Below are 25,111 nucleotides of genomic sequence, written 5' to 3'. Positions count from 1 at the left end.
TGTGGTGAAATTGATAATGCCAAGAGCCTGGGAAAGTTCCATTTTAAGGGTCCATGACGATGCCATGGACCCTTTGTACAGCAACCACAGGATCGGTCAATTGATCCTTAAACGATCGGCATTACGCCGCGGCGGGTTTTTTTACGTCGGTAAACATTACAGGTTGATCGGCACTTCGAAGCTGACGCCCGCGCCCACGTCGTCGGCGGTGCTGTGCTTGCTGTCGGTGTACCACAGGCTGGTGTCGAATTTAACCTGTGACGGGAAGGTGTAACCCCAACCGACCTGGATGCCCTTCAGCGTATCGGATTTCGGGAACGCCTTGTTGATCGTCTGGTTATTCGGGTTCACCTTGGCATACACCAGACGGGTGCTCCAGCGCTGGCTGTCGTCCAGCACCAGCTCGACACGGCCGGACAGCATCTGGCCGTCGCCGCCCATCGCGTGGCCCAGCGGATAACCTTGCTGATAATACCCACCCTTGTAGATGTAGTGAGTGTAGACATAACGTTCCCGGCTCATATCCGAGCGGGTATCCGCCCCTTCGATAGACCAGTTGATGGTCGTCGGGCCCCATTCAGGGTGCCCTTCCAGGCCGAGCAGATAGGTATTTTGCGACGGCAGATAGCCTGCCTCATCTTCACCCACCAACTGGCCGTACAGGCTGACCGGCAGGCCAATTAACGGCTGCATTTTCAGCTTGAAGTCAAAACCGGCGAGCTGGTTGCCTGGATCGTTGCCCTGGCCGGAATCATCGTTGTCGCGGCCGCTAACGCCCTTCCAGAAAGAACTCCAGGACTGCGGACGGCCTTCACCGCCCCATTGCATGATGCGCGAAGCGCCTAATTCCAGGAAATCGGTCGGCATCATGGTGAAGCGGCCACCGATCAATTTGGTATGCGGAACAGAACTGTATTGCGACAGCTGGCCGGCGGTCAGCTGGTATTGCCAACGGCCGATCCACGACAGCCACGGCGTTTCAAACGGCGATTGGTCGGCACGCTGCAGCATAAAGCCGGCCACCGGACGCGCGGCGTCGGAGCGGATCAGGCTGCCGTCGTAGCCGGGGCCCCACCACTGGGAAACCTCGCCGAAGGAGAGCCACTGGTTCCAGATTTTCACCGCGCCATAGGAGCCGTTCATATTGAATTTGGAGCCGTCGCTGACGCGCTGATCGCCTTCCACCGAGCCCTGCAGACGCACGTCCCAGAACTCGCCGTTGGCGCCGGCGCCGATGGTCAGGCGATCGTCGGCATACTCGTTTTGGCCGAAGCCTTGCGGGGTGCCGGGTTTGTCGGTCGAGGCGTAACCGCTGACGCGGATGTTGGCTTTCAAGGCATCGACGCGGCGCTGCACGCGGTCAATGACGTTTTTCTCGGTATTGGTGACCGGCTTGGCCTGCGCGATAACGGAGCTGATCTCTTCCTGGCTCAGCGGCCAGGTGGACAGGCTGACGTTGATGACGCCGCGATCCGACAACCAGGCGAGATCGTTACGCAGATCGGTGTCAGGGGTTACCAGGCCGGCGGCGTGCCCTGACAAGGCACAGGTAAACAGGCCTGCGGCGACCAGTCCGTTCAGTTTAGCGCGCATAAAAGAATTCCCTTGTTAATTCGAGGTTATTGGTTTTATGTAAAGCTTTCTGTGTCCCATGATAGTTGACATTTCGATTTGCTACAAATCTATAACTTAGAAACATCTTATTATAACGCTATGAATTAAATGGGATTTAAAACGATTTTGCGCGGGGCGTAATTTTTAAGACAATGCCTAGGTTGGCACAGTTGAATAATATGAGTGGTATTCAGAGAGAGGTTTTATGGCAAAAACGTCGCGTTCGATAATGATAGCGAAAGGGCTGCAGCGGGTACTGAACGTGGGCCTGCTGCTGCTGGCGGCAATTCTGGTGGTGTTTCTGGTCAAGGAGACCATTCACCTGGCGAAGGTACTCTTTATCAACAGCGAAGAGTCGTCCTCTTACCTGTTGATTGAAGGCATCGTGATTTATTTCTTGTACTTTGAATTTATCGCCTTGATCGTCAAGTATTTTGAGTCGGGTTATCATTTTCCGCTGCGCTATTTTATTTATATCGGCATTACCGCGATTATTCGTTTGATTATCGTGGACCACAAGAATCCTATCGACACCCTGATCTACGCTGCGGCGATATTGGTGCTGGTGGTGACGCTCTATCTGGCCAATACCGATCGGCTGAAACGGGAATAGCGGAGATAAAAATGGCGGCCAGAGGCCGCCAAAGACACAGGTTTACCGCTATTGCGGAAAGACATCAAACGCACTGCAGTGGCACAAATTACCCCTTTACTCCACCGGCCGTCAGGCCGCCCACCAGCCAGCGCTGCGCCAGCAGGAACACGGCGGTGATCGGTATCGCCGACAGCACCGCGGCGGCGGCGAAGTCGCCCCACAGGTAGTTCTGCGGGTTGAGATATTGCTGCATGCCGACCGCCAGCGTATAGCTGTTCACGTCGCGCAGCAGCAGCGACGCCACCGGCACCTCGGTGATGGCGGCGATAAACGACAGAATGAACACCACCGCCAGAATCGGCACCGACAGCGGCAGCAGCACCAGGCGGAACGCCTGCCACGGCGTGGCGCCGTCCAGCGCCGCCGCCTCTTCCAGCGAATTGTCGATGGTTTCGAAATAGCCCTTGATGGTCCAGACGTGCAGCGCGATGCCGCCCATATAGGCGAAGATCACGCCGCCGTGGGTATTCAGGCCGATAAACGGAATGTACTGGCCCAGGCGATCGAACAGGGCGTACAGCGCCACCAGCGACAACACTGCCGGGAACATCTGGAAGATCAGCATGCTTTTCAGCAGCGTGCTCTTGCCGCGAAAACGCATGCGGGCAAAGGCGTAGGCGCAGGTGGTGGAGAGCGTCACGATGCCAATGGCGGTGATCGCCGCGATCTTGACTGAGTTCCACAGCCACAGCAGCACCGGGAACGGCGGCGGCGTTACGCTGCCGTCGGCGTGGGTGACGCTGAAGCCGAGCGCCAGCCGCCAGTGATCCCAGGAGAGGGTTTCCGGTATCAGGCTGCCGGTGGCGAAGTTGCCGGAGCGCAGCGAGATGGCGACCACCATCAGCAGCGGGAACATGATCAGGGCGATAAAGCACAGCATCAGAATATGGGTGATCCACAGGCGCAGGCGCTGGGATTTGGGTTGAACCATGGCCATCGTTTTTCTCCCTAATCGAAGTTCATCTTGCTGGCTTTCAAATTCAGGATCGCCAGCGCGCCCACCAGCAGGAAGATCAGCGTGGCGATGGCGGCCGCCAGGCCGAAGTCTTGCCCGCCGCCGCCTTCGAAGGCGATGCGGTAGGTGTAGCTGACCAGCAGATCGGTATAGCCGGCCGGGGTGGTGGTGCCAATCATGTCCGGGCCGCCGTTGGTCAGCAGCTGGATCAGCACGAAGTTGTTAAAGTTGAAGGCGAAGCTGGCGATCATCAGCGGCGTCAGCGGCTTGATCAGCAGCGGCAAGGTGATGCGGAAGAAGTTTTGCCACGGGTTGGCGCCGTCCATCGCCGAGGCCTCGTACAGATCGTCCGGGATCGCTTTCAGCAGCCCCATGCACAGGATCATCATGTACGGGTAGCCGAGCCAGGTGTTGACGATCAGGATCATGCTCTTGGCGGTGAGCGGATCGCTGAACCAGGCCGGTTTGATACCGAACAGGTGGCTGAGCATCATGTTGATCTCGCCGAAGCTCTGGTTGAACAAACCCTTGAAGATCAGGATCGAAATGAACGACGGCACCGCATAGGGCAGGATCAGCAGCACGCGGTATACCGCCTTGCCTTTCAGCGCCTCCCACTGCACCACGCAGGCCAGCACCATGCCGACCGCCACGGTGAGGATCACCGTCATCACCGAGAACACGATGGTCCAGATGAAGATCGACACGAACGGTTTTTTGATGCCCTCGTCCTGCAGCACCCGCAGGAAGTTTTTCCAGCCGGTGGTGACGGTATAGCCCGGGCTCAGGGTTTCCTGCGCCCAACCGCCGTCGGCGTTGATCGCCTGATAGAAGCCGATGTCGCCATTCGGCCGGTAGCGCACCTGGGTCTGATTATTAGTCAGCGTGCTGCCGTCTTTGTCCAGCGCATACAGCGGGCGGGTGCCGGAGAACTGGCGCAGGGAGCTCATGCGCAATTCACCGCCGTCGGGCAGCTGCGCCACCAGCTGGCTCAGCGCCTGCCGGTTCTGGGTGATCACCCGCAGCGTGGCGCGTTCGCCCTGCGGCTCAGCGCCCTGCGCCGTCAGTTTCAGGGTTTGCGGCGCGGCGGCGTCGAGGCGGAAAGGCCCGGAGATCAGCGGCTGTTCACTGTCCGGTGGCGTCAGCTGCAGGCGCCACTGCTGGTTTTCCGCCGGATAGAGGCCGAAGGTAAAGGTTTTGCCGCTTTGGAACTGGCGCTGCATCAGCACCGATTGCGCGCGCTCGAAGGTCAGCTGGTTGGTGCTGCTGTAGTTGGTAAAGGCGATGGCGATGGTACAGATCAGCGGGAACAGAACGAACAGCCCCATACCGGCGATACCGGGATACACATAGCGCCAGGCGTAGGCGCGGCGATTGGCGAAGACGTAAAGCCCGGCGCTGACCAGGATCAGCGTCAGGATGGCGAACAGGTATTCACCCTGTGCATACATCAACACAATCAGGTAGCAGGTCACCAGGCTGAACAGGCCGACCACCAGCCATTTCAGCACGTCGCTTTGCCACCACTTCGATTTTTTACGCGCGGGCGTCCCGGCGTGAGCGAATTGCATAGGGCGTTCCTTTCTGTGAAGCAACGGCGGGGCACCGTGGCACCCCGCACGACGTCGTTACTTGGTGATACGGGTCTGCACGTCGTCCAGCGCGGCTTTCACCGTCTGACGGCCGCTGACGGCGTTGATCACCGCGCTGCGTTCGGCGTACCAGAAGGCGCTCATCTGCGGGATGTTCGGCATGATTTCCCCGTTTTGCGAGTTCTGCATGGTGGCGGCGATCTTCGGATCTTTGGCCAGCGCTTCCTGATAGGACTTCAGCGCCACCGCGCCCAGCGGCTTGTCTTTGTTGACGTCCGCCAGCCCTTCGTTGGTCAGCAGGTAGTTCTCGAGGAACTCGGTCGCCAGCTCTTTATTCGGGCTGGCGGCGTTGATGCCGGCGGTCAGCACGCCGACGAACGGCTTGGACGGCTTGCCTTTGAAGGTCGGCAGCAGCGTCACGCCGTAGTTGATTTTGCTTTGCTCAATGTTGTTCCAGGCCCAGGGTCCGTTGATGGTCATCGCGGTCTGGCCTTTGTTGAACGCGGCTTCGGCGATTGAGTAGTCGGTATCGGCGTTGATGTGTTTGTTTTTCACCAGATCGACGATGAACTGCAGACCGGCCTGCGAACCGGCGTTGGCGACGCCGACATCCTTGATGTTGTATTTGCCGTTTTCATACTTGAAGGCATAACCGCCGTCGGCGGCGATGATAGGCCAGGTGAAGTAGGGCTCCTGCAGGTTCCACATGATGGCGCTCTTGCCGTTGGCGCGCAGCTGCTTGTCCAGCGCCGGGATCTCTTCCCAGGTCTTCGGCGGCTGTTTGACCAGGTCTTTGTTGTAAATCAGCGACAGCGCTTCGACGGCGATCGGGTAGCCGATCAGCTTGCCGTCATAGCGCACGGCGTCCCAGGTGAACGGGAACAGCTTGTCCTGGAAGGCTTTGGACGGATGGATTTCGGCCAGCAGGCCGGACTGCGCATAGCCGCCGAAGCGATCGTGGGCCCAGAAGATGATGTCCGGGCCGTCGCCGGTGGCGGCTACCTGCGGGTATTTTTCTTCCAGCTTGTCCGGGTGCTCGACGGTGACTTTGATGCCGGTGTCTTTTTCGAATTTCTTGCCGACTTCGGCCAGGCCGTTATAGCCCTTGTCGCCGTTGATCCAGATAACCAGTTTGCCTTCCTCGATCTTGGCGAAGGCGGAAGAAGAGAGCACCAGGGTGGCCAGTGCCGAGAGCGCCAGCGTGCGGGCGAGGGTAATGCTGCGAGTCATAATCCAGTCCTTCTTTTTGTGGGCACATAAATCAAGGAGAGACGTTTCGCGGTAATAGTGGGTCACAACGCGACATATTCTCATCCTCCCCCCCTCTACGCCCCTGAGATGAGGAGTGTGATCCAGTTAACGTTGCGCTCTATTCTGTGGCGTCAGGCACAAAATAGGGGGGCGATTTTTGCCAGCCGGATCACAGATTTGCCTTAAGCGCGGAACTTCTCATCGCCGCGGTCGTTCTCTCATCCTCCCGTCTCCTCCCCCATGAAAAATCCTGTTACGGATGATTACCCTTTCCCGCGACTCCCGCACTATCGGCCCATTGATTTTCAACGCCACGCGCAGCAGGGATACCGGATTTATGTCGTCAATGCCTATCGCCACTCAGCCCACCCTGTACCGGATCCATCCGGCCAGTTTCCGCGACGGAAACGGGGACGGCGTGGGCGACGCGCACGGCATGCTGGCGGCATTGCCGTACCTGAAAGCGCTGTCGATCGATGGCCTGTTGCTGCCGCAGACGCTGGCGCCGGAGGCCGAGGCGGCGGTGACGGGCGAAGGGCTGACGCTGTGGTACGCCGATGAAGCCAACCGCGTTCGCAATGCGGCCGCACCGCAGCGTTTCGCCCAGGGGGCGCTGGCGCTGGACGTGATGCCGTTCAGCGCGGAGAAGCTGGTGGCGGTGCTGCACGCCCGCCGCGCCACGCTGGCGGACAGCCTGTGGAGCACCGGCGACGCCGAGCAGCCCCGAGTGGTCAGCCGCTGGGGGCAGGGCGACCTGCGCTCCGCCGTCGCCTTTCTGACGCTGCTGGCGATGTTGCCGGCGCCGATCTGCCTGTATCAGGGCGAAGAGCTGGGGCTGCCGCACGCCGCCGGCCTGCAGGATCCGCGTGGCGCGCAAACGCCGATGCCGTGGCATGAAGCCCCCGAACAGGTCACCGCCGGCGAAATCAGCTGGTATCAGCAGGTGGCGATCGAACACCGCGCGCTGGCCATCAGCCGCCAACAGCACGACAGCCACTCCACCTTACGTTACTGCCAGGCGCTGTTGGCCCTGCGCCATTCGCCGCTTATCCAGCACGGCGAGCTGAGCGCGGTCAGCCAGCGGGACGGCGTGGTGCGCTTACTTATTACCCATCAGGATCAATGCCTTGAAGCGCTGATAAACCTGCAGCCTTATACTCAGGCGGCCGCGCCGTCTGAGGCGACCTTGCCGTTGGCATGGCAGCACGGCGCGCAGCAAGAGGGTCATCAATGGGTTTTGGCGGGCTTTGCCTCTGCCATTTTCACACGACATGTTAACTGCGAAAGCAGGGGAGTAACGCATGGCTAGCGTCACACTGCGCAGCGTTTATAAGGCCTTCGGTGAGGCCGTGATTTCCAAAGACGTCAATCTGACCATCGAAGACGGCGAGTTTGTGGTGTTTGTCGGGCCGTCGGGCTGCGGTAAATCGACGCTGCTGCGCATGATCGCCGGGCTGGAGGACATCACCTCCGGCGAACTGCTGATCGGCGAGAAACGTATGAATGAGGTGCCGCCTTCCGAGCGCGGCATCGGCATGGTGTTCCAGTCTTACGCGCTGTATCCGCACCTGTCGGTGGCGGACAACATGTCGTTCGGCCTGAAGCTGGCCGGCGCCAGGAAAGCGGACATCAATCAACGGGTGAACCAGGTCTCCGAAGTGCTGCAACTGGCGCACCTGCTCGACCGGCGGCCGAAGGCGCTGTCCGGCGGGCAGCGTCAGCGCGTGGCGATCGGCCGCACGCTGGTGGCCGAGCCGGACGTATTCCTGCTCGACGAACCGCTGTCCAACCTCGACGCCGCACTGCGGGTACAGATGCGCATCGAGATCTCCCGTCTGCACAAGCGCCTGCAGCGCACCATGATTTACGTCACCCACGATCAGGTCGAAGCGATGACGTTGGCCGACAAGATCGTGGTGCTCGACGCCGGTCGCGTGGCGCAGGTCGGCAAGCCGCTGGAACTGTACCACTACCCCGCCAACCGCTTCGTCGCCGGCTTTATCGGCTCGCCGAAGATGAACTTCCTGCCGGTCAAGGTGACCGCGGCGCAGCCGCAACAGGTGCAGGTCGAACTGCCCAACCGCCAGCTGGTCTGGCTGCCGGTGGAAGGCGCGGGCGTTCAGCCCGGCGCCAATCTGTCACTGGGCATTCGCCCTGAACATCTGCTGCCCGGCGAAGCCTCTGAAGTGCGGCTTACCGGCGACGTACAGGTGGTGGAGCAGCTCGGCAACGAGACGCAAATCCACATCCAAATCCCGGCCATCCGTCAAAACCTGGTGTACCGCCAGAACGACGTGGTGCTGGTAGAAGAAGGTGCCACATTCGCCATCGGCCTGCCGCCTCACCGTTGCCACCTGTTCCGTGAAGACGGTACGGCATGTAAACGGCTGCACCAGGAGCCGGGCGTTTAAAGCATCAAAGTCGGTATAACAGGAGAATAATGATGACAACTCTGCGCAAACTTCCTCTGGCACTGGCTGTCGCCGCCGGTGTTCTTTCCACCCAGGCGCTGGCCGTGGATTTTCACGGTTACGCCCGTTCCGGCATCGGCTGGACCGGCAGCGGCGGTGAGCAACAGTGCTTCAAGGCCACCGGCGCCGCGAGCAAGTACCGTCTCGGCAACGAATGTGAAACCTACGCTGAATTGAAGCTGGGGCAGGAAGTGTGGAAAGAAGGCGACAAGAGCTTCTATTTCGACACCAACCTGGCCTATTCGGTTTCGCAACGCTCCGATTGGGAAGACGTGACGCCGGGCTTCCGCGAAGTCAACGTGCAGGGTAAAAACCTGATCGATTGGCTGCCGGGCTCCACGCTGTGGGCCGGTAAGCGCTTCTATCAGCGTCATGACGTTCATATGATCGACTTCTACTACTGGGATATCTCCGGCCCGGGCGCCGGTCTGGAAAACATCGATCTGGGCTTCGGCAAGCTGTCCGCCGCCGTGACCCGCAACTCGGAATCCGGCGGCTCTTACGGCTACCTGGATAACGAATGGAAGCAGCGCCCGACCGTCAACGACACCTTCGACCTGCGCCTGGCCGGCCTGGAGCTGAACCCGGGCGGCACCCTGGAGCTGGGCGTGGACTACGGTCGCGCCAACGCGCAGGACCACTATCACCTGGCCGACGGCGCCAGCAAAGACGGCTGGATGTTCACCGCGGAACACACCCAGAGCATCCTGAGCGGCTACAACAAGTTCGTAGTGCAGTACGCCACCGACTCGATGACCTCACAAAACAACGGCCGCAGCCAGGGGGCCACCATCGATAACAACGGCAAGATGATCCGCGTGCTGGATCACGGCGCCATCGACTTCAACGACCAATGGGCCATGATGTACGTCGCCATGTTCCAGGACATCGACCGCGACAACAACAACGGCACCACCTGGTACACCGTGGGCGTGCGCCCGATGTACAAATGGACGCCGATCATGAGCACCCTGCTGGAAGCCGGCTACGACAACGTCAAATCCCAGCGTACCGGCGATCGCAATGGCCAGTATAAAGTGACTCTGGCGCAGCAGTGGCAGGCGGGCAACAGTATCTGGTCGCGCCCGGCCATCCGTCTGTTCGCCACCTACGCCAAGTGGGATGAGAAGTGGGGCTACGCCACCGGTGACGACACCGGGTATACCGCCGGCACTGCTTACAACGACACCAGCCTGCACACCTTCAGCCGCGGCAAGGATGACGAAGTCACCTTCGGCGCCCAGATGGAAATTTGGTGGTAACGACCGGACGGGGAGGGCCGAAGGCTCTCCCCCAACCGCATTCGCCGCGGCCGGATCTCTTGCCTGAACTGCCGCGGTGCTGAAAGAGGATATAACGATGAAAAAGAATCTGCTGTCACTCTGCCTGTCGCTGGCGCTGACCGTCGGCGCGCCTTTGGCGGCCAACGCCGAGACGCCGGCCAACGTTTCCGTCGCGCCGGCCATCAGCGCCGCCACGCTGCAAAGCCTGCCGTGGCAGCCGCTGCAGCCGCCGGTGTCGCAAGAGGTGAAGCTCGACGCCGTCAGCCCACAGCTCAATCAGGGCGAGATCCGGGGGGCGATCGCCGCCTATACGTTGCCGGCCGATCGCGGTTCGCTGGAAGTGACGCTGAGCAGCCTCGCCAAAAACAATTCGCTTTATGCGCCGAGCGTGCTGGTGCTGGACGAGCATCTGCGCCCGGCGGCGTATTACCCGAGCAGCTACTTCCCTTACCAGCCGCCGGGGGCGATGTCTTCCGATCGCCTCGAAGGCACGCTGAAGCTGACGCCGGCGCTCGGTCAAAAACAGATTTACCTGCTGGTGTACACCACCCGCCAGGATTTGGCGAAAACCACGCAGCTGACTAACCCGGCCAAGGCCTATGCGCAGGGCGTGGGCAACGCGGTGCCGGATATCCCGGATCCGATCGCCGGCCACGCGACGACCGGCACGCTGAAGCTTAAGGTCACCGCTGAACAGGGCACCGGCAACGTGATGATCGGCATGCTGCAGCCTGCGCCGACCGTGGCGCCGGTGGTGGTGGGCTCGACCGCCCCTGCCGCCGTGGCTGCACCGGCACCGGCGCCGGAGAAACCGGCGGAGCCGATGCTCAACGATACCGAAAGCTACTTTAATAACGGCATCAAACAGGCGGTGAAGGCGGGCGATATCGATAAGGCGCTGAAGCTGATGAATGAGGCCGAGAAGCTGGGCTCGACCACCGCGCGTAAAACGTTTATCAGCAGCGTTAAAGGCAAGGGGTAACACCCGGCGCTGCCGATGCTGGCTCGATGATTGGTGCGCCTTGGCGCACCTTTTTTCATCCGCGGGCCAGCGTTGCGCCGATCAACGCCAGCAGACGGGCGTTGTCCACCTGCTGCATGACGCGCACCGGCTTGCCCTGCGGCGGCGGCATGCCGACCGTCAGGCGCAGGCTGTCTGGCCGCCAGCGGCGTGAGCTGCCGCGCGTCAACGCCCCTTCCAGCGCCACATCCACATGGAACATCTCGGTCGTGACCAGCTGCGGCGCCAGCAGCCAGGCGATCACCAGCGCATCATGGATCCAGCAGCCCGGCAGGTGCCGCGTATGGCGAGAATAGTCGATCCACGGCCGCGTGGTGGCGCGTAAATAGCGGCACAGCGGGGTATCCGGCTGGGTCAACGCGGCCAGATCCGCCTGGGTCAGCATGGTCTGGGTGGTGACATCCAGCGGCGCCAGCGTGATGGCCGCGCCGCTGTTCAACACCAGCTGCGCCGCTTCGGGATCCAAACCGAAATTGGTGTCCTTGATGTACCCGTCGACGTTGAACACGCCGCCCATGATCACGATCTCTTTCACCGCCTGCGCCATCTGCGGGTAAAGCTGCATGGCGTGCGCAACGTTGGTCAGCGGGCCGATCGCCGCCAGCGTGATCTCGCCGGGATGCCGGCAGATCAGTTCGCCGATGGCGATGGCGGCGTCCGGTACGGGCGCGTTGGCCAGCGTGGGGGCGGGCAGGTCACGCCACAGCGCCGCCAGTTTCGGATCGGCGATCGGGCGATCCAGATGGGCGCGCCACGGCTCCGGCGGCTCGCTCAGGGCGCGCGCCGCGCCGAGGGCGACAGGCACCCGATAACCGCTCTGCGCCAGCAGCTCGGTGGCGACGGCGAAGCCCACTTCACGCGGGGTGTTGCCGGCCACGATGCTGATCAGCTCCAGCTGCAGCTGCGGTTTGGCCGCCAGCGCCAGGGCCAGCGCCAGGCCGTCGTCGACGTTGGCGCCGGGCACGCCGTTGCCGGGATCGCAATCAATGATTAAACGCATATATATAAGGTGTCCTGAAAAACCGCTAACAGCCGCAGGAGCGGCGGATGCGCAGTTGAAAAGCGAATTCATGCAGCTCGGCGGGCGCGGCACCGGTGGCCAGCATGGCGATGGCCCGCTTGGCCATGGCGTCGATCGGTTGCTCGACCGCGCTGAGCGGCGGCACGCTGAATTCGGATTGCTGCGTGCCGTTAAAACAGATCAGCGCCAGATCGTCCGGCGCGCGCAGCCCATGTTCCGCCAGCGCCGACAGGCAGCCGAGCGCCTGCTGCTCGTTGGAGGTGAAAACGGCACGCGGGCGCGGGCCTTGCACCAGGCGCTGGGTGGCCTGATAGCCGCCCTGGCGGGTGTAGGGCGCCTCGAAAATCCACTCGTCGCGCGGCTCGATGCCCGCCTCCAGCAGCGCATCGCGCCAGCCGTTCAGGCGATCCTGTGCGTTGAGCATGGTCAGCGGGCCGATAAAAATGCCGATGTCGCGATAACCGTGCTGCAGCAGATGGCGGGTCGCCTGGCAGGCGGCGTCGCGCTCGTCGACGCGAATGGCGCAGACGCCGGCCTGGCTGTCGATGGTGTCTATCATCACGCAGGGCGTGCCGGAGGCGCGGATCAGATCGAACCACGGGTGGCGATCGACGCTGGTGTACAGCAGGCCGTCGACCTGGCGGCGCAGCAGGTTGTTGATAAGCTCATATTCGCGCTGCCGGTCATCGCCGGCGTCGCCCAGCAGCAGCACGCGGCCGCGGCTGAAAGCCTCTTGCTGCAGCGCCCGCGCCAGGGTGGCGAAGAACGGGTTGGAAATATCCGGCACCACCAGCCCGTAGGTTTGCGTGCTGCCGGAGGCCAGCGCCCGCGCGATATCGTTCGGCCGGTAGCCGGTCTGCTCGATCGCCGCCAGCACGCGCAGCCGGGTGGCTTCCGCCACCGGGCGCGGGCCGTTGTTGATCACATAGCTGACCACGGCGACGGAGGTGCCCGCTACGCGGGCCACGTCGGCGCGGGTAACGCGTCGCGCGGAGTGATTATCCAAATTGGGATCCTGTTCGCCTTCTCGCTATGCGGCATCCTGCGGCAGGTTAAGATCGCGGCCGCGGGTTTCGGGGGCAAAGAAGGTGGTGATTAAGCCGATGCCCGCCATTACAACAAAATAGGCGGCGACAGGCCACCAGTGACCGAAGCCGGACAGCAGCGCGGTGGCGATCAGCGGCGCGGTGCCGCCGGAGAGGATCGAGCCGAGCTCCTTGGCGAACGCCATCTTGGAGTAGCGGTTCTTCACGCCGAACAGTTCGACGCCGTAAGCCGCCTGCACGCCGAAGATCCCCAACGATGCGATGCACATGCCGACCACGATCACCGAGATGACGATCGCCGGTTCACGGCTGTCGAGCAGCCAGAACGCCGGGAAGGCGTACAGCACCAGCAGCAGGCAGAACCACCGGTAGGTGACGCGGCGGCCGAAGCGATCGGACAGCCAGCCGGCCAGCGGGATCACCAGAAAACCGCACAGCGAGGCGATCAGCACCGCCAGCGCCGGCACCGATTTATCGACCATCAGCACCTTGGCGACATAGCCGACGATAAAGCCCTGACACAGATAGGAGGGGCCGTTTTCGCCGATGCGCAGGCCGAGCATCACCCAGAATGCTTTGGTGCGTTGCAGGTAGCTGCGCGAGTCCGGCGCGGCGTTGGCGGCGTCCAGCATGCGCTGGTGGTTTTGCTGCAGCTCGCGTTCAAAGACCGGCGTTTCCCGCACGTGGCGGCGCAGGTAGAGCGCCACGCCGGCGATCAGAATGCTGGCGAGGAACGGAATGCGCCAGCCCCAGCTCATCAGGTCTTCCTTGTCCAGCTGCAGCACCAGTAGCCACACCAGCGACGCCAGCAGAGTGCCGCTGTTGGAGCCGATGGCGATGATCGACGCCACCAGCCCGCGCCGTTTGGCCGGCGCGTATTCCGCCAGCATCACTGCGCCGCCGGACAACTCGGCACCGGCGCCGAACCCCTGCGCGAAGCGCAGGATCACCAGGCAGGTGGGTGCCCAAACGCCGATTTGCGCATAGGACGGGATCAGGCCGATCAGCGTGGTGGAAATACCCATCAGCGCCACGGTGGTGATCAGCACCACGCGGCGGCCTTTGCGATCGCCGATCCAGCCGAACACCAGCGCGCCGATCGGCCGCGCGACGAAGCCGACGGAGTAGGTGGCGAAGCTGGCCAGCAGGGCGACCAGCGGCGTGGCTTCGGGGAAGAACACGTCGCCGAATACCATGCCGGCCGCCAGGCCGTACAGCGCGAAATCGACGTATTCCATGGCGGTGCCGAGCCAGCAGGAGAAGGTGGCGCGCCAAAATTGGCTGCGCCCCTCTTTGGTTGCCAGGCGTTCATCGGCCGCCAGCGCGGCGTCGGCGGTCTGTGAAGGGGCAAGCGTTGTTTCGCTCATGACGGTGCTATCCTCTTTTGTTCTGCGCCCTGACGGGCGCGGTTAAAGATGGTTTCCCTGGTGCCGGCAACAAAGGTGTGCCGACAAATGTGTCGGACGCATGGCGATTCAACGCTGCGGTGTCAGAGTATCTACGCGCGTAGATAAAACAACGCGACAGAGATGAAATTTTGCAGGCGATCACAGAATCGCCATCGTGCCGGGGAACGAAGATAGAGAACGCGGATGGCAAAAAGATGACAGGAAGCCGGTTTTTCCGGCCGACGCTACCGCCGTTTTCGCCACGAATCAGCCTGCCGCTTTCGTATTTCTGCGCTACAATGGGGGCCTGTTAACAGTTTGTATCGTCTGGCGCGCCATATCGGCTGCGGTTCAGGCGAGGAGTAAAGCAATGTCTGGCATCAGGGATTCCATCCTGCCGCCGCTGGAGTGGTTGTCCGAACAGGATCCTCCGGCGCCCGCCGCCGTCAGCGACTGGCTGATGGAGTTAGGCTCCATGACCCGCCGATTTGAACGCCATTGCGCCCAGGTGCGCGTCGAACCGCAGCGCGAATGCTTCGTTACGCGCGAGGCGCTGGGCGACGAGGCGAACCACCTGCCCGACAGCCCGCGCTACTGGCTGCGCGAAGTCGTCCTGTTGGGTGACGATCGTCCCTGGCTGCTGGGGCGCACGGTGATCCCGGAGAATACGCTGACCGGCCCCGACCAGGCGCTGGTGGATCTGGGCACGCTGCCGCTGGGGCGCTACCTGTTCAGCAGCGGCGATCTGACCCGCGACTATATCCATATCGGCCGGCAGGACGCGCTGTGGGCGCGCCGTTCACGGCTGCGGCTGGCGGGCAAACCGCTGCTGCTGACCGAACTGTTTTTACCGGCTTCGCCGCTGTATTCAGCGGTTCCTGCATAAGAGAGGAGAGCAAGACCTTGGAGGGAAGCGTGACCCAAAGTAAATGGCGGGCTTACAGCCATTTGATGCGCATTGATAAACCGATCGGCACGCTGTTGCTGCTGTGGCCGACGCTGTGGGCGCTGTGGCTGGCCGGGAAAGGCGTGCCGCCGCTGTCGATTTTGCTGGTGTTCGTGCTCGGCGTGTTCCTGATGCGCGCCGCCGGCTGCGTGGTGAATGACTACGCCGATCGCGCGGTGGACGGCTACGTGAAACGCACCGCCGGGCGGCCGATGCCGAGCGGCCGGGTGAGCGCGAAAGAGGCCAAGGTGCTGTTCGCGGTGCTGGTGCTGATCTCGTTCTGCCTGGTGTTGACGCTCAATGCGATGACCATCTGGCTGTCGCTGGCGGCGCTGGCGCTGGCCTGGGTGTATCCGTTCATGAAGCGGGTGACCAACCTGCCGCAGTTCGTGCTGGGTGCCGCGTTCGGCTGGGGTATTCCGATGGGTTATGCGGCGGTCAGCGAATCGCTGCCGCTCAGCTGCTGGCTGCTGCTGCTGGCCAACATCTGCTGGACGGTGGCCTACGACACGCTGTATGCGATGGTCGACCGCGACGATGACCTGAAGATCGGCATCAAATCCACCGCTATCCTGTTCGGCCGTTATGACAAGCTGATCGTCGGGTTGCTGCAGTTCGCGACACTGCTGCTGCTGCTGTGGGTCGGTTATCTGGCGCAGCTCGGCGGGGCGTTTTACTGGTCGCTGCTGCTGGCGGGCGCGCTGTTCATTCACCAGCAGAAGCAGATCGCCGGGCGCGAGCGCGAAGCCTGCTTCAAGGCCTTCCTGCAGAACAACTATGTCGGGCTGGTGATATTTATCGGCATCGCGCTGAGTTATCTGCCGGTGTAACGGCTCCCCAGATCAAGAAAAAAGGCACCCCACGGGGTGCCTTTGGTTTTTGCGCGGCGGGTGAAATCACTCGTCTTGCTCTTCTTCCGCGTCGGCCGGCGGCAGGGCGTTGGTCTCTGCCGGCATGTTGACGCTTTCGATGGTCAGCTTGATTTCCGGCGTGATCAGATCGCTCAGCATGTTGTACACCTCGAGGGTGTGCTCGCGGATCGCGTCGCCGCTGTCGTTGATATAGCCTTCTTCGCGCAGCGTCGCCACCAGGGTGGAGAACACCGCCTTGTCGAAGAACTCCGGCGCGTTGATGCCGTGCAGCACCGACAGACGCTGCGCCATGATGCGGCTCTCTTTCTCCAGCGCGCCGCGGTTGATGCTCGGGTTGGCGCTGAGGATCGACATGGTGATGGCGTAGCGCTGCAGGGTTTCGCGCACCCCGGCGGCCAGCAGCTGCAGCGGGCGAATGCGCGCCGGGTTCAGCACCAGATCGTCGCCTTTGTCGCAGATCAGCTGCTGGCGGATCAGCTCGTCGATCACCGGCTGCAGTACCTCCGGCAGCTGTTCCTTGTCGTTATGCAGGAACAGCTCGGCTTTCAGCATCGGATAGATCATGCCGATCTGGCGCAGCAGCTCGGCGCGCGATACCCGGCGGTGATGCATCACGATGCTGGCGATCAGCGACGGCAGCACCAACAGGTGGTGGATGTTGTTGCGGTAATAGGTCATCAGCACCGCCTGCTCGCGCGGCAGGATGATGATGTCGCCGATGCTGTCCTTCTCCACCTCGAACTTGTTCATGTTCAGGGCGTGATCCAGCAGCTCGTCCGGCGTTTGTGTCGGCACGGTGACGTCACGCGCGTAAGGCGCGTTGCGCATCAGCTGCAGGTAGCACTCGAGCTGTTCGACCAGCTGTTCGCGGGTCAGCGAACGCTGGCGCGAGGCCAGCAGCGCGGTGCAACACAGGTTCATGGCGTTGGCCGCGGCGGCATTGTTGATGCGTACCATGATCTGGCCGGCCAGATCGTTGACCGTCGGCGTCAGCCAGCTTGGGCGCTGGGCTTCGATCGGATCAATAGACTCGCGCCACTGCGGCACGTGCTGGTTGAGGTAAGCCGTCAATGGCAGCGGTTCGCCGAAGTTGACATAACCCTGGCCCAGGTTGCGCAGTTTGCGCAGGCCGCGCAGCATTTGCGGCAGGCTCTCTTTTTCCTTGGTGGCGCCGCGCAGCTCTTTGGCATAGGTGCCCACCTCCATCACGTGCTCGTAACCGATGTAGATCGGCACCAGCGTGATCGGACGGGCGCCGCCGCGCAGCATCGCCTGGATGGTCATCGACAGGGTCCCGGTCTTCGGTTCCAGCAGACGCCCGGTGCGTGAGCGGCCGCCTTCCACGAAGTATTCCACCGAGTAACCGCGGGTGAACAGCTCGCCGAGGTATTCGCGGAACACCGTCGAGTAAAGCTTGTTGCCCTTGAAGGTGCGGCGGATGAAGAACGCGCCCAGGCGGCGGAAGATCGGGCCGGCCGGCCAGAAGTTGAGGTTGATGCCCGCAGCGATGTGCGGCGGCACCAGGCCCTGGTGATACAGCACGTAGGACAGCAGCAGGTAGTCCATGTGGCTGCGGTGGCAGGGCACGTAGACGATCTCGTGGCCGTCCTGCGCCAGCTGGCGCACGCGCTCGGCGTTGGTGACGTTGATGCCCTGATACAGCCGGTTCCAGGTCCAGCCCAGCACGCGGTCGGACAGACGCACGGTTTCATAGGAGAAATCGGCGGCGATCTCTTCCATCAGCGCGATGGCGTTCTGCTGGGCTTTCTCGTGTGAGATCTTCTTGCTGCGCGCTTCGTCCTCGACCGCTTTTTCGATCGCTTTGGACGCCAACAGCTTGTTGAACAGATCCTGACGGGCCGGCAGGCTCGGGCCTACCGCAGCCAGGCGCTGACGCGAGAAGTGCATGCGCGCCACGCGCGCCAGCTTCTGCGCGATGGTTTTATCCGTGCCGTGTTCGGTGGCCATGCGGCGCAGCGAAACGGTGTTGGAGAAACGCACGAAGCTGTCGCGGCCGAGCCACAGCACGGCGAAGAATTTCTGTACGCCGTTCAACAGACGCAGGTGCGGCGTGCCGTGGCCTTCGCGGCCCGGCGAGCGGCCGAACATCACCGACACCGGCAGCATCTGAATGTCGAGATCCGGATTGCTGCGGTGCAGGTCCAGATAGTCGTGGAACAGCTTTACCGACTCTTCTTTCGGGGTGTAGTAGCGGAACACGCGCGGGCCGTCGTGAATGAACACGTAGCTCGGCAGCACGGTGCCGTCGATCTCCAGCGAGTCGAGCGGATCGGGCAGATCCTGCGCCAGGCACTGGGTGCGCAGCGTCAGCAAATCCGCCTTGGAATTGTAAGGCAAAACATACAGAATCGGCCGCGAGGGATCCAACCCTAGCTCGGTAACCGGGTCTGAAGGAATGACCTTACTTCTTACCAACAATTTGAGTGGTAAATTCAATAGTTTATAATAAATTTTACGCCAACCTGACATAACAACGTGAAGCCTCTTGTTAGCAATGCGCCGCAAGCATACCAGAAACCGGGTAGCAGATCTGTGGTGTTCGAAAACCGCGAGCCGTCAGCGCGGACTGTTCTAGACTCTATTTTATTATGACCGACCTCTGAGAAAGGCACGAAAACATGGCAAACCAAGCAACCGGACTGACCCGCATCATCAAGGCCGCCGGCTATTCCTGTAAAGGGCTTTCCGCCGCCTGGCAGCACGAGGCGGCGTTCCGCCAGGAGCTGGTGGCAACCGTCCTGGCTATCATACTGGCTGTCTGGCTGGATGTGGGTGCGATAGCGCGCATTTTATTGATCGGATCGGTAGCGCTGGTGATGATCGTCGAGATCCTGAACAGTGCGATCGAGGCGGTGGTGGATCGCATCGGCAGCGAGCATCACGAACTGTCCGGCAGGGCCAAGGACATGGGATCGGCGGCGGTGTCGCTGGCGATCGTGCTGGCGCTGTTCGTTTGGGGCACAATCTTATGGCAGCATTTTGGCTGACGAAAGGCGCCTACTGTCTGATTTTTATTTATTCTTCGGTTCCCAATTCGCGCTTACCTGTATATACTCACAGCAAGACTGTATAAACAAACAGGGGGCGGAATGAAAGCACTAACTACCAGACAGCAAGAGGTCTACGATCTGATTCGCGATCATATTTCGCAAACGGGCATGCCGCCAACGCGTGCCGAGATCGCGATGCGTCTGGGGTTCCGTTCGCCTAACGCCGCCGAAGAACACCTGAAGGCGCTGGCACGCAAAGGCGTGATCGAAATCGTCTCCGGTGCCTCGCGCGGTATCCGCCTGCTGATGGAAGAAGAAGAAGGGCTGCCGCTGATCGGCCGCGTCGCCGCCGGTGAGCCACTGCTGGCGCAGCAGCACATCGAAGGGCACTACCAGGTGGATCCTTCCCTGTTTAAACCGAGCGCCGATTTCCTGCTGCGGGTGAACGGCATGTCGATGCGCGACATCGGCATTCTGGACGGCGATCTGCTGGCGGTGCACAAAACGCAAGACGTGCGCAACGGCCAGGTGGTGGTGGCGCGCATCGAAGACGAAGTGACGGTCAAGCGCCTGAAAAAACACGGCAACGTGGTGGAGCTGCTGCCGGAAAACAATGAATTCCAACCGATCGTGGTCGATCTGCGTCAGCAGAATTTCACCATCGAAGGGCTGGCGGTTGGCGTGATCCGCAACGGCGACTGGATTTAATCGCCGTACCATCGCCGCCGCTCCCTGTTTCAATCGCCCCTGTTCTGGGGCGTTTTTGTTTCTGACTTTGCCCTTCGCCACTGCTACGGGAACATCTCATCATGCGTCTGATTTCCGCTTTCACCAGCGACACCGATAAGGCTCTGTGGCGCCTGGCCCTGCCGATGATTTTCTCCAACATCACCGTGCCGTTGCTCGGGCTGGTAGATACCGCGGTGATTGGCCACCTCGACAGCCCTATCTATCTGGGCGGCGTGGCGATCGGCGCGGTGGCGACCAGTTTCCTGTTCATGCTTCTGCTGTTCTTGCGCATGAGCACCACCGGCCTGGCGGCGCAGGCGCTGGGCGCAAAGGATCCGCAGGCGCTGGCGCGCGCCTTTATGCAGCCGCTGCTGCTGGCGCTGTTGGCCGGCGCGGCGATTGTTCTACTGCGCTATCCGCTGATTGAACTGGCGCTACGGATCGTCGGCGGCGATGGTGAGGTGTTGGAACAGGCGCGGCGTTTTCTTGAGATCCGCTGGCTGAGCGCCCCGGCGGCGCTGGCTAATCTGGTGCTGCTGGGTTGGCTGCTCGGCGTGCAGTACGTGCGCGCGCCGGTGATCCTGCTGATCGTCGGCAACCTGCTGAACATCGTGCTGGATATCTGGCTGGTGATGGGCCTGGGCTGGAATGTGCGGGGTGCGGCGGCGGCAACCGCCATCGCCGAATACGCCACGCTGTTGCTCGGCCTGGGGCTGGCATGGCGGGTGATGCGTTTGCGCGGTATTACCCTGCCGATGCTGCGCCAGGCCTGGCGTGGCGATCTGCGCCGCTTGCTGGCGCTTAATCGCGACATCATGCTGCGTTCACTGCTGCTGCAACTGTGCTTTGCATCGCTGACCTTCTTCGGCGCTCGCCTGGGGAGCGACGTGGTGGCGGTCAACGCGGTATTGATGAATCTGCTGACGTTCACCGCCTATGCGCTCGACGGCTTCGCTTATGCGGTGGAGGCCCATTCGGGCCATGCCTACGGTGCCCGGGACGACAGCCAACTGCGCAAGGTGTGGCACGCCGCTTGCCGGCAGGCGGGGCTGGTTGCGCTGGCCTTCGCCCTGGCGTATGCCGTTAGCGGCCAGCAGATCGTGGCGGCGTTGACCTCCTTAACGGAGCTGCGTGCGTTGGCCGCCCACTATTTACCGTGGCAGGTCATCCTGCCGCTGGTCGGGGTGTGGTGCTATTTGCTGGACGGCATGTTTATCGGCGCCACGCGCGGTGCCGAGATGCGCAACAGCATGGCGGTGGCCGCGGCGGGATATGGCCTGGCGCTGTTCAGCGTGCCACTGCTTGGTAACCACGGGCTTTGGCTGGCGCTGGCGGTATTTCTGGCGCTGCGTGGCCTGGCGCTGGGCTGGATTTGGCACCGTCATCAGGTGCGTGGCAGCTGGTTTGCTGCACGTTAGACCGGACGCTTTGTTGGGTTATTTGTTAGCTTTTCTTATGTTTTTATTCATGTTTGCTTACATGTTTTCAGTCCCGTCTCGTTCCCGTTAGCACGTTGTTTTTTGGCGTTTTTGGTTTTTATTTTGTTTCTTAATGGTTTTTTATTCTGGATTCCGGCGGTTTTGTTTTTATGTTTAACTAGAATGAATCATGTGGCTGGTGAATGGAGGGGAACGGCATTCCTTAAGGTGAAGGGAATATCGGCCAGAAAAATTTCTGGTTAACCCCGGCCGGCGACAGGGATCACTGATTCACCACAGGTTAACGGAGAGACGATGAATAAAGATCAAGCCGACGGTAACTGGAAGCAGCTGAAAGGCAAAGTGAAGGAAAAATGGGGCAAGCTGACCGATGACGATCTGACGGTCATCGAAGGGAAACGCGAACAGCTGGTCGGCAAAATCCAGGAGCGCTACGGTTACCAGAAAGAGGCGGCCGAGAAAGAGGTAAAAGCCTGGGAAGATCACACCAAACACCGCTGGTAATTTGCAGGGCCGCCATTGAAGGCGGCTTACCCAGTGCAGGCCGGCGTCGCTCTCATCCTCTGGCGCCCCGGCCGCAGGTACAGGGAGGTACCTGACTTCGTATTACTTCTTCTTGATGGCGATACTGTGATCGTGTTCGGCGCAGTCATGCTTGCTGTCGCACGCCTCAACCTCCACGCAGCCGGCGCACAGACCGTGCGCTTCCACCACGCTGTGCCGCAGCGCAAATCCGGCTTCCTGCGCCAGCTTTTGCAGCGTTTCCTCTACGCCTTCGGTGGTGCGTTCGGTCACCTGGCCGCAGCGGTCGCAGATAAACAGTGCGGACGTGTGCATCGGCTGTTCGAAGTGGTGGCACAGCACGTAGCTGTTGGCGGACTCCACTCTATGGATAAAGCCTTGCTCCAGCAGAAAATCCAGCGCGCGATAGACCGTCGGTGGCTTGGCCTGTGGTTCGGCGACGCGCAGCAGATCGAGCAGGTCATAAGCGCTGATTGCACCGGGTTGCTGAGTCATCAGACGCAGCACTTCCAGCCGTTGCGGCGTCAATCGCACATTGCGTTGCTGGCAGAGGCGTTCCGCCTGTGCCAACAGCTTTTCCTGGGTGGTTGAGTTCATCGCAAGTATCCCGGTACGTAAAAAAGCCGATTTTACCATGATTACGGCGAATCGCCGAGAGTTGCCCCCTTTTCCCCTGAGGATTGCGCAGGGAAAGGCGCGCTGAGTACGCTAAAAGAGAGATGCATCACAACTTTTTCCCGCCGTCGGGCGGCAAATCAACGTCGCCGATTTTAGCGCTGGAGAGCGAAGGCCGAGAGCGGTATAACGCGCTTCACCCACGTGATGAGCAGGAGCCTTGTGTGATGACGGAAAGAGAGAAGCTGTTAAGCGGCCAGGTGTACAACAGCCGCGATGAAGAACTGATTGCCATGTACCATCGGGCCAGGGCATTAACCAAACGGCTGGGCGAGCTGGATTCGCATCAGGCGGACGAGAAAAACTGCCTGCTCGGCGAGCTGTTTGGCGCCTGGGGCGAGGCGAGCTGGATTGAAACGCCGTTCTGGTGCGACTACGGGCAGCATGTCCGCATCGGTAAAAACTGTTTTATCAACGTCAACGCGGTGTTCCTCGACTGCAATACCATCACTATCGGCGACAACACGCTGATCGGCCCCAACGTGCAAATCTACACGCCGAGCCACCCGCTGAAGGCCGGCGAACGCTTTACCGGCGACCCGGCCTTTCCTTTCCGCACCTCGGCGCAGCCGGTGTCCATCGGCAGCAACGTATGGATCGGCGGTAACGTGGTGATCTTGCCGGGCGTGACCATCGGCGACGGCACGACTATCGGCGCGGGCAGCATCGTGACCGGCGATATCCCGGCCAACGTGCTGGCGCTGGGGCAGCCGTGCCGGGTGATCCGCACGTTGGAATAGGGGGGAAGCGAAGGCGGTTTTCCCAACGGCGCCGATTGTCGTTATAATAGCCGTTTGCGGCCGCGCGCCGTTCGTTAAACCCAGACAGACTCAGGTAGCCAGTAACTCAGCATGACGAAAGACAACCACGCCCCAACCTACGCCGCCAATCGTTTCTCCATCGCGCCGATGCTCGACTGGACCGATCGTCATTGCCGTTACTTCCACCGCCTGCTGACCAAGGAAACGCTGCTGTACACCGAAATGGTGACCACCGGCGCGATCATTCACGGCAAGGGCGACTACCTGGCCTACAGCGAAGAAGAGCATCCGGTGGCGCTGCAGCTGGGCGGCAGCGATCCGGCCGCGCTGGCGCACTGCGCCAAGCTGGCGGAGCAGCGCGGTTACGACGAGATTAACCTCAACGTCGGCTGCCCGTCCGATCGCGTGCAAAACGGCATGTTCGGCGCCTGTTTGATGGGGCAGGCGACGCTGGTCGCCGACTGCGTCAAGGCGATGCGCGACGTGGTGTCGATCCCGGTGACGGTGAAGACCCGCATCGGCATCGACGATCAGGACAGCTACGCCTTCCTGTGCGACTTTATCCAAACCGTCGCCGGGCGCGGCGAGTGCGACATGTTCACCATCCACGCGCGCAAGGCCTGGCTCTCCGGCCTCAGCCCGAAAGAGAACCGCGAAGTGCCGCCGCTGGACTACCCGCGCGTTTATCAGCTGAAGCGGGATTTCCCGGCGCTGACCATCGCCATCAACGGCGGGGTGAAAACGCTGGAAGAGGCGCAGCAGCATCTGCAGCATCTGGACGGCGTGATGATGGGGCGCGAGGCGTACCAGAATCCGGGCATCCTGGGGCGGGTCGACAGCGAACTGTTCGGCGCGCAGACCGCAGTGCCGGACAGCGTGGCGATCGTCGAAGCGCTGTATCCGTATATCGAGCGCGAGCTGTCCAACGGCACCTATCTCGGCCACATCACCCGCCACATCCTCGGTTTGTTCCAGGGCGTGCCGGGCGCGCGCCAGTGGCGTCGCCACCTGAGCGAGAACGCCCACAAGCCGGGCGCCGATGCGCGGGTGGTGGAGCAGGCGCTGGCGTTGGTGCGTCAGCCGCGTGTGGAAATGGCGTAACCCACAAAAATTTTGACTAACAGTTAGTCTTTTTCGCCAGGCATTCGGCGCGTTGCCGGATGCCTTCCCCATCTTTTCAATAGGTTAGCCCTTCCGCCGTTCTGGCACGCTTCTTGTAATTCCCTCAGCAGATACGTTGTATTGCAAAGGAGCAATCATGTTGGAAATCTTCTTTCTCATTGGCTTTGTGGTGATGCTGATGGTGACCGGCATCTCGCTGCTGGGGATCTTCGCCGCGCTGTTGGTGGCGGCGGCGTTCATGCTGTTGGGCGGGTTGTTCGCGGTGGTCATCAAGCTGCTGCCGTGGCTGATTTTGGCGGTCGTCGGGGTATGGATTTACCGTTCGATGCAGAAACCACAGGCCAGGCGCTACTGATTTTTGCTGAATAATCAGTCAGTCACGATGAAACTTGCACAACTTGCCGCCCCGCTAATGCGGCCGCGATCACAGCTTGGCAGTTTTGCCGCGCGCTGTGGCACATAAAGCGTGTTTTTTGCCGGACGGGGCTGTTAGGATGTTTGTCGATGCAGTGATGCGACCGATTTCATCACCGTGAGAGACAACCAAAATTCGTGTTGCCGAAGCAACCCCCTGTCTCTGGCGGACTCTGCTCTACCCCTACAAAACGCATGACTAGTCCTGATATAGGTTGACACTTTTCAGCCGGATAACGCCCGATGAACCTCATCGGGCGTTTTGTATTTCAGCGACAGGTGCGGCCGCTGTGTGTTGTAGATGTTCACCGACTCCCTGACCA

General features: G+C 61.3%; 23 protein-coding genes. 14 read left to right on the top strand and 9 right to left on the bottom strand.

Annotated elements, in window-relative coordinates; genetic code table 11:
- Positions 1-156: 156 nt before the first annotated feature.
- Positions 157-1,593 (bottom strand): capsule assembly Wzi family protein, encoded by a 1,437-nt coding sequence (locus M6G53_RS23710; RefSeq protein WP_253334885.1) that lies wholly within the window; start codon positions 1,591-1,593, stop codon positions 157-159.
- Positions 1,594-1,819: 226 nt separating this feature from the next.
- On the opposite strand from M6G53_RS23710, the gene psiE reads away from it, so the two are divergent.
- Positions 1,820-2,227 carry a phosphate-starvation-inducible protein PsiE gene (gene psiE, locus M6G53_RS23705; protein WP_015379238.1) on the top strand — a complete coding sequence of 136 codons (408 nt, stop codon included), beginning with the start codon at positions 1,820-1,822 and terminating at the stop codon, positions 2,225-2,227.
- Between the two features lie 88 nt (positions 2,228-2,315).
- Here the strand turns inward: psiE and malG are convergent, their stop codons facing one another.
- Genes malG through malE form a run of 3 tightly spaced genes read right to left on the bottom strand, consistent with a single transcriptional unit; the run spans position 2,316 to position 6,046 of the window.
- Entirely contained in the window at positions 2,316-3,206 is an 891-nt protein-coding gene (malG, locus tag M6G53_RS23700) for a maltose ABC transporter permease MalG (RefSeq protein ID WP_021505147.1), read from the bottom strand.
- An 11-nt stretch (positions 3,207-3,217) separates the two neighbouring features.
- A complete protein-coding gene (gene malF, locus M6G53_RS23695) occupies positions 3,218-4,795 on the bottom strand; it encodes a maltose ABC transporter permease MalF (protein ID WP_253334884.1) in 1,578 nt (525 codons plus the stop codon).
- A 57-nt stretch (positions 4,796-4,852) separates the two neighbouring features.
- Positions 4,853-6,046: a maltose/maltodextrin ABC transporter substrate-binding protein MalE gene (gene malE, locus M6G53_RS23690; protein ID WP_025304464.1), complete on the bottom strand. Its 1,194-nt coding sequence runs from the start codon at positions 6,044-6,046 to the stop codon at positions 4,853-4,855.
- A 358-nt stretch (positions 6,047-6,404) separates the two neighbouring features.
- Here malE and M6G53_RS25540 point away from each other — a divergent pair, with 358 nt between their 5' ends.
- The 4 genes from M6G53_RS25540 to malM all read left to right on the top strand — a co-directional run bounded on the left by M6G53_RS25540 (position 6,405) and on the right by malM (position 10,803).
- Entirely contained in the window at positions 6,405-7,376 is a 972-nt protein-coding gene (locus M6G53_RS25540) for an alpha-amylase family glycosyl hydrolase (protein ID WP_301286301.1), read from the top strand.
- Positions 7,369-8,478, top strand: a complete 1,110-nt coding sequence (gene malK, locus M6G53_RS23680; RefSeq protein ID WP_253334883.1) for a maltose/maltodextrin ABC transporter ATP-binding protein MalK — start codon at positions 7,369-7,371, stop codon at positions 8,476-8,478. Before M6G53_RS25540 ends, malK begins: the two co-directional genes overlap by 8 nt.
- Positions 8,479-8,507: 29 nt before the next feature.
- On the top strand, positions 8,508-9,800 hold the full coding sequence (locus M6G53_RS23675) for a maltoporin (protein ID WP_253334882.1): 1,293 nt from the start codon (positions 8,508-8,510) through the stop codon (positions 9,798-9,800).
- Between the two features lie 97 nt (positions 9,801-9,897).
- Positions 9,898-10,803 carry a maltose operon protein MalM gene (gene malM, locus M6G53_RS23670; protein ID WP_253334880.1) on the top strand — a complete coding sequence of 302 codons (906 nt, stop codon included), beginning with the start codon at positions 9,898-9,900 and terminating at the stop codon, positions 10,801-10,803.
- A gap of 55 nt (positions 10,804-10,858) precedes the next feature.
- Here the strand turns inward: malM and M6G53_RS23665 are convergent, their stop codons facing one another.
- Genes M6G53_RS23665 through M6G53_RS23655 form a run of 3 tightly spaced genes read right to left on the bottom strand, consistent with a single transcriptional unit; the run spans position 10,859 to position 14,276 of the window.
- On the bottom strand, positions 10,859-11,842 hold the full coding sequence (locus M6G53_RS23665) for a nucleoside hydrolase (RefSeq protein ID WP_253334878.1): 984 nt from the start codon (positions 11,840-11,842) through the stop codon (positions 10,859-10,861).
- 25 nt (positions 11,843-11,867) lie between these two features.
- Positions 11,868-12,869: a LacI family DNA-binding transcriptional regulator gene (locus tag M6G53_RS23660; protein WP_253334875.1), complete on the bottom strand. Its 1,002-nt coding sequence runs from the start codon at positions 12,867-12,869 to the stop codon at positions 11,868-11,870.
- A 24-nt stretch (positions 12,870-12,893) separates the two neighbouring features.
- Positions 12,894-14,276, bottom strand: a complete 1,383-nt coding sequence (locus tag M6G53_RS23655) for an MFS transporter (RefSeq protein ID WP_253334873.1) — start codon at positions 14,274-14,276, stop codon at positions 12,894-12,896.
- 391 nt (positions 14,277-14,667) lie between these two features.
- On the opposite strand from M6G53_RS23655, the gene ubiC reads away from it, so the two are divergent.
- Positions 14,668-15,183, top strand: coding sequence for a chorismate lyase (ubiC, locus tag M6G53_RS23650; RefSeq protein WP_253334868.1), 516 nt, complete (start codon positions 14,668-14,670; stop codon positions 15,181-15,183).
- Between the two features lie 17 nt (positions 15,184-15,200).
- Positions 15,201-16,073, top strand: a complete 873-nt coding sequence (gene ubiA / locus M6G53_RS23645; RefSeq protein WP_253334860.1) for a 4-hydroxybenzoate octaprenyltransferase — start codon at positions 15,201-15,203, stop codon at positions 16,071-16,073.
- Positions 16,074-16,139: 66 nt separating this feature from the next.
- Here the strand turns inward: ubiA and plsB are convergent, their stop codons facing one another.
- On the bottom strand, positions 16,140-18,605 hold the full coding sequence (plsB, locus tag M6G53_RS23640; RefSeq protein WP_253334858.1) for a glycerol-3-phosphate 1-O-acyltransferase PlsB: 2,466 nt from the start codon (positions 18,603-18,605) through the stop codon (positions 16,140-16,142).
- Positions 18,606-18,754: 149 nt separating this feature from the next.
- Between plsB and M6G53_RS23635 the strand changes: the two genes are divergently transcribed.
- From M6G53_RS23635 to M6G53_RS23620, 4 genes are all read left to right on the top strand, one after another.
- Positions 18,755-19,123 carry a diacylglycerol kinase gene (locus M6G53_RS23635; protein ID WP_253334856.1) on the top strand — a complete coding sequence of 123 codons (369 nt, stop codon included), beginning with the start codon at positions 18,755-18,757 and terminating at the stop codon, positions 19,121-19,123.
- A gap of 102 nt (positions 19,124-19,225) precedes the next feature.
- A complete protein-coding gene (gene lexA / locus M6G53_RS23630; protein ID WP_025160136.1) occupies positions 19,226-19,834 on the top strand; it encodes a transcriptional repressor LexA in 609 nt (202 codons plus the stop codon).
- A 101-nt stretch (positions 19,835-19,935) separates the two neighbouring features.
- Positions 19,936-21,273, top strand: coding sequence for an MATE family efflux transporter DinF (gene dinF / locus M6G53_RS23625; protein ID WP_253334854.1), 1,338 nt, complete (start codon positions 19,936-19,938; stop codon positions 21,271-21,273).
- A gap of 315 nt (positions 21,274-21,588) precedes the next feature.
- Positions 21,589-21,798: a CsbD family protein gene (locus tag M6G53_RS23620; RefSeq protein WP_004936743.1), complete on the top strand. Its 210-nt coding sequence runs from the start codon at positions 21,589-21,591 to the stop codon at positions 21,796-21,798.
- A gap of 102 nt (positions 21,799-21,900) precedes the next feature.
- Here the strand turns inward: M6G53_RS23620 and zur are convergent, their stop codons facing one another.
- On the bottom strand, positions 21,901-22,413 hold the full coding sequence (gene zur, locus M6G53_RS23615) for a zinc uptake transcriptional repressor Zur (protein ID WP_015379223.1): 513 nt from the start codon (positions 22,411-22,413) through the stop codon (positions 21,901-21,903).
- A 245-nt stretch (positions 22,414-22,658) separates the two neighbouring features.
- Between zur and M6G53_RS23610 the strand changes: the two genes are divergently transcribed.
- The 3 genes from M6G53_RS23610 (at position 22,659) to pspG (ending at position 24,729) form a co-directional block, all read left to right on the top strand.
- Positions 22,659-23,231: a sugar O-acetyltransferase gene (locus tag M6G53_RS23610; RefSeq protein WP_253334887.1), complete on the top strand. Its 573-nt coding sequence runs from the start codon at positions 22,659-22,661 to the stop codon at positions 23,229-23,231.
- Positions 23,232-23,342: 111 nt separating this feature from the next.
- The gene (gene dusA, locus M6G53_RS23605; RefSeq protein ID WP_253334852.1) at positions 23,343-24,353 is read left to right on the top strand and encodes a tRNA dihydrouridine(20/20a) synthase DusA; all 1,011 of its coding nucleotides are present in this window, start codon (positions 23,343-23,345) and stop codon (positions 24,351-24,353) included.
- Positions 24,354-24,510: 157 nt separating this feature from the next.
- Complete coding sequence (gene pspG / locus M6G53_RS23600) at positions 24,511-24,729, top strand: envelope stress response protein PspG (protein WP_025304448.1); 219 nt, start codon at positions 24,511-24,513, stop codon at positions 24,727-24,729.
- The last annotated feature ends 382 nt before the right edge of the window (positions 24,730-25,111 follow it).

This window comes from Serratia nevei (assembly GCF_024160145.1).
GTDB classification, from domain to species: domain Bacteria; phylum Pseudomonadota; class Gammaproteobacteria; order Enterobacterales; family Enterobacteriaceae; genus Serratia; species Serratia nevei_A.
The sequence above is the reverse complement of the archived record's forward strand: the minus strand, read 5'-3'. Positions and strand labels throughout refer to the sequence as shown.

Bases quoted from the DNA above. Each gene is read 5' to 3' on its own strand.
- malG (WP_021505147.1), bottom strand. From the start codon at position 3,206: ATGGCCATGGTTCAACCCAAATCCCAGCGCCTGCGCCTGTGGATCACC.
- pspG (WP_025304448.1), top strand. From the start codon at position 24,511: ATGTTGGAAATCTTCTTTCTCATTGGCTTTGTGGTGATGCTGATGGTG.
- zur (WP_015379223.1), bottom strand. From the start codon at position 22,413: ATGAACTCAACCACCCAGGAAAAGCTGTTGGCACAGGCGGAACGCCTC.
- M6G53_RS23635 (WP_253334856.1), top strand. From the start codon at position 18,755: ATGGCAAACCAAGCAACCGGACTGACCCGCATCATCAAGGCCGCCGGC.
- M6G53_RS23655 (WP_253334873.1), bottom strand. From the start codon at position 14,276: ATGAGCGAAACAACGCTTGCCCCTTCACAGACCGCCGACGCCGCGCTG.
- ubiC (WP_253334868.1), top strand. From the start codon at position 14,668: ATGTCTGGCATCAGGGATTCCATCCTGCCGCCGCTGGAGTGGTTGTCC.
- malE (WP_025304464.1), bottom strand. From the start codon at position 6,046: ATGACTCGCAGCATTACCCTCGCCCGCACGCTGGCGCTCTCGGCACTG.
- lexA (WP_025160136.1), top strand. From the start codon at position 19,226: ATGAAAGCACTAACTACCAGACAGCAAGAGGTCTACGATCTGATTCGC.
- dusA (WP_253334852.1), top strand. From the start codon at position 23,343: ATGACGAAAGACAACCACGCCCCAACCTACGCCGCCAATCGTTTCTCC.
- psiE (WP_015379238.1), top strand. From the start codon at position 1,820: ATGGCAAAAACGTCGCGTTCGATAATGATAGCGAAAGGGCTGCAGCGG.
- dinF (WP_253334854.1), top strand. From the start codon at position 19,936: ATGCGTCTGATTTCCGCTTTCACCAGCGACACCGATAAGGCTCTGTGG.
- M6G53_RS23675 (WP_253334882.1), top strand. From the start codon at position 8,508: ATGATGACAACTCTGCGCAAACTTCCTCTGGCACTGGCTGTCGCCGCC.
- M6G53_RS25540 (WP_301286301.1), top strand. From the start codon at position 6,405: ATGTCGTCAATGCCTATCGCCACTCAGCCCACCCTGTACCGGATCCAT.
- M6G53_RS23665 (WP_253334878.1), bottom strand. From the start codon at position 11,842: ATGCGTTTAATCATTGATTGCGATCCCGGCAACGGCGTGCCCGGCGCC.
- malF (WP_253334884.1), bottom strand. From the start codon at position 4,795: ATGCAATTCGCTCACGCCGGGACGCCCGCGCGTAAAAAATCGAAGTGG.
- malK (WP_253334883.1), top strand. From the start codon at position 7,369: ATGGCTAGCGTCACACTGCGCAGCGTTTATAAGGCCTTCGGTGAGGCC.
- M6G53_RS23620 (WP_004936743.1), top strand. From the start codon at position 21,589: ATGAATAAAGATCAAGCCGACGGTAACTGGAAGCAGCTGAAAGGCAAA.
- malM (WP_253334880.1), top strand. From the start codon at position 9,898: ATGAAAAAGAATCTGCTGTCACTCTGCCTGTCGCTGGCGCTGACCGTC.
- M6G53_RS23710 (WP_253334885.1), bottom strand. From the start codon at position 1,593: ATGCGCGCTAAACTGAACGGACTGGTCGCCGCAGGCCTGTTTACCTGT.
- plsB (WP_253334858.1), bottom strand. From the start codon at position 18,605: ATGTCAGGTTGGCGTAAAATTTATTATAAACTATTGAATTTACCACTC.
- M6G53_RS23610 (WP_253334887.1), top strand. From the start codon at position 22,659: ATGACGGAAAGAGAGAAGCTGTTAAGCGGCCAGGTGTACAACAGCCGC.